A 3,238-nucleotide genomic window follows, 5' to 3' on the forward strand; every position below is an offset into this window, starting at 1 on the left:
AACCTGTCGGCGTTCCAGGCGCTGGAGCTCGCCAACACGGTCGCGACCCTGTCCGGCCGCGGCGACGCGCTCGACCAAGTGCGCAAAACGCTGGGCCTCAGCAACCTGGGTCTTTTCTCGAACTCGAACGGCGGCCTGCTCGGTCTGGGGCGCACAATCAACGACCGGATCAGCGTCGACGTCACGACCGGCGTGCAGCCGCAGAACAACGGGGTCAACGTCAATCTCGACGTCACCCGCCACATCCGCCTGCAAGCCGGCGTCGACGCGGCGGGCGGGACGACCGTCGGCGTCGGCGCGGACTGGGAGTACAAATAGGCGCGTCAGGCCTCCGGCGGCTGCGTCAGCGCAGCGATCACGTGATCGATCCCGTCGGGCGGAATGCGGAAATGACCGTCGTAGGGCTGGCTGAACTCCAGAATGAGGAAGATCGCGCTCGCCACAGAGAGGGCGCCGACGAACTCGACAGCGATCGAGAGAACGCTGAGGGTCGCGGTCGTGCCGAGGCAACAGAAGACCAAGCCCGCCCACAGGATCACGCTGTTGATGAGCCCGTGCGGCACCGGATTGCGCAATTGGCGTCCCATCAGCAGGATGGTCAGGACGATCGAGGCGGCAAGGCCCCTGGCCTGATCGAACAGCGCCCTGTCCTCGTCGGTCGTCGCCTTCGTGGCGGCGAAGAACGCGTCCATGCGGCTGAGTTCGGCGCGCCCGGTCTCATACGGGACCGGCGGACCGGCGCCGCCGTCATGCCCCCAAAAGCGCTTGCGCATGGCTATCAGCTGTTCGCGCTGAAGGGCGCGGGCCCGCACCCCGTCCGCTCCCAGCCGGTCGAGCAAGACGTCGAGTTGCAGCACCTGCCCGGCCAGCGTCATCATTTCGGAATTCTGTTGGGCGTAGACGCCGTAGCCCGTCCAGATCAAGAGGCCGAGGACCAGCGCAAGCAGGGCCGTCACCAGCCCCTGCACAGTGGTGATCACGCTCTTTGCGTCGGACAAGTGATGCGGCGGCAGCAGTTCCTGCAGAAGATGCCCGACCACGGCGCCGACGAATATGACGCAAGCCGCGATCAGGACGCGGCGTGTGCTCGTGTGCATGCGGTTCCCGGAAGCGTGATTGCGCGACAGGACGAAACCATAGCGGTTGTCGCCCTGGCGCGCGAGGGTCCAGGTGTGGCGCCAACACGCACTCAGCCCGCCGAATTCAGCACCACGAAGCCCTCGCCCGCGCGCGTCTTCGCGTCGAGGTCGGTGATCACGACCGTCAGCCGAACGGATTCTCGGCCTGCCATCTCTCCCCGTTCCGATCGAGCTTGGCGCATTTCGCCCGGACTCCGTGCTAATCTGGTCCTCGGCGGAGGTTCGCCATGAGCGAGACCCGGAAAATTGCGGCGATCCTGGTCGCCGACGTGGTCGGCTACAGCCGGCTCGCCGGCGCGGATGAGGACCGCACCCTGTCGCGCCTCCGGGGCCTGCGCAGCGACCTGATCGACCCCGCCATCGCCGCCCATCACGGGCGGATCGTCAAACGCACCGGCGACGGCAGCCTCATCGAATTCCGCAGCGTGGTCGACGCCGTTCGCTGCGCCATCGAGGTGCAGACCGGGCTCGTCGAGCGCAACGCCGGCGTGCCGCCCGAGCGCCGCATCGAATTCAGGGTCGGCGTTCATCTCGGCGATGTGGTCGAGGAGGCCGACGGCGATCTGATGGGCGACGGCGTCAATATCGCCGCGCGGCTGGAGGGCATCGCCAAGCCGGGCGAGATCTGCCTCTCCGAGGACGCCTATCGGCAAGTGAAGGGGCGGCTCGATCTCGCCGTCAGCGATCTCGGCCCAACCAAACTCAAGAACATCTCCGAGCCGATCCGGGTCTATTCGCTCGAAGTCGGCCAGCCCGCCCAGCCGAAGCCCGCGCCGACTCCAGCGACCCAAAAATCCGCTCCGCCGCGCCTCTCGATGGTCGTTTTGCCGTTCGCCAATATCGGCGCCGACCCGGAGCAGGAGCATTTCGTCGACGGGGTCACGGAGAGCCTGACGACCGATCTTTCGCGCATTCGAGGCTCGTTCGTGATCGCGCGCAACACCGCTTTCACCTACAAGGGCAAGCACGTCGATCTGAAGCAGATCGGCCGCGAGCTCAACGTCCGCTATGTCCTCGAGGGCAGCGTCCAGCGCGGCGGAAACCGCATGCGCGTCAACGTGCAGCTCATCGACGCCGAGACGGGCAATCATCTCTGGGCGGAGCGGTTCGATAAGCCCCTGGCCGACCTCTTCGACATGCAGGATGAAATCGTCGCGCGCCTGGCAGGCGCGCTGAACGCTCAACTCGTCGCCGCCGAGGCGCATCGCGCGGAAAAGGCTCCAAACCCCGACTCGATGGACCTCTATTTTCAAGGTTTAGCTTGGCTCAACAAGGGCGCGACCCCCGACAACTTGGCGCACGCGCGACGCTTTTACGATCGCGCGCTCATCGCCGATCCCGACAATGTCGACGCGCTCATTGGATCGGCGGCAGCGGACGCGCTTGCGGGCGCACTCTTCTATGTGACCGATCCGGTGGCGGCCTTCACTTCAGCCGAAGCAAAGTTGACCCAAGCCATGTCGTCGGTTCCAGACCATCCGCGCGGCCATATGACGCTGGGGTTCGTCCACATCTACACCAAGCGCGCCGTGCAAGGCATCGCCGAATGTGAACACGCGTTGGCGCTGGATCGAAATCTTGCCCACGCCCATTCCCTTGTAGGCTTTGGCAAGATTTATATCGGTCGGGCCAAAGAAACGGAGGCTCACGTCGCCGAGGCCCTGCGCCTCAGTCCGCGCGATACGTTGGCTTACCTCTGGATGAACATCGCAGCTCTTGCGAAGAACCTCCTCGACCTTCACGAGCAAGCGGTCGCGTGGTCTCGACGGGCGATCGAGGGCAACCGAAATTATCCGTTTCCATATTTTAATTTGGGCACCGCGCTCGCCCGGCTTGGTCGACTGGACGAGGCGCGTTCCGCGGTCAAGGCGGGGCTCGCGCTCAACCCCTCCTACACCATCTCCCGCCACCACGCCAACGTGACGTCGATGACCGACGACCCGACGTATCTGGCCCAGGCTGAGCTCTATTTCGACCGCCTGCGCAAGGCCGGAGCGCCCGAGGCATGACCGCGACCCGCCGCCTCGCCGCGATCGTCGCCGCCGACATCGTCGGCTACTCGCGCCTCATGGGCGCGGACGAGGCGGGGACGGTGTGGG

General features: G+C 65.7%; 3 protein-coding genes. 2 read left to right on the forward strand and 1 reads right to left on the reverse strand.

Annotated features, from left to right (window positions below; translation table 11 throughout):
• Positions 1–318: translocation/assembly module TamB domain-containing protein (locus ACLP25_RS08435; protein WP_442468763.1), on the forward strand; the 318-nt coding region annotated here is incomplete at its 5' end.
• Positions 319–323: 5 nt separating this feature from the next.
• Here the strand turns inward: ACLP25_RS08435 and ACLP25_RS08440 are convergent.
• Positions 324–1,097, reverse strand: a complete 774-nt coding sequence (locus tag ACLP25_RS08440) for a bestrophin-like domain (protein ID WP_442468764.1) — start codon at positions 1,095–1,097, stop codon at positions 324–326.
• A gap of 269 nt (positions 1,098–1,366) precedes the next feature.
• Here ACLP25_RS08440 and ACLP25_RS08445 point away from each other — a divergent pair, with 269 nt between their 5' ends.
• Positions 1,367–3,148 carry a tetratricopeptide repeat protein gene (locus tag ACLP25_RS08445; protein WP_442468765.1) on the forward strand — a complete coding sequence of 594 codons (1,782 nt, stop codon included), beginning with the start codon at positions 1,367–1,369 and terminating at the stop codon, positions 3,146–3,148.
• The last annotated feature ends 90 nt before the right edge of the window (positions 3,149–3,238 follow it).

Source organism: Roseiarcus sp., assembly GCF_052145395.1.
In the GTDB taxonomy this organism is placed as follows: Bacteria; Pseudomonadota; Alphaproteobacteria; order Rhizobiales; family Beijerinckiaceae; genus Roseiarcus.

Excerpts from the sequence above, each read along its gene's own strand:
- ACLP25_RS08440 (WP_442468764.1), bottom strand. The coding sequence starts at position 1,097 with ATGCACACGAGCACACGCCGCGTCCTGATCGCGGCTTGCGTCATATTC.
- ACLP25_RS08445 (WP_442468765.1), top strand. The coding sequence starts at position 1,367 with ATGAGCGAGACCCGGAAAATTGCGGCGATCCTGGTCGCCGACGTGGTC.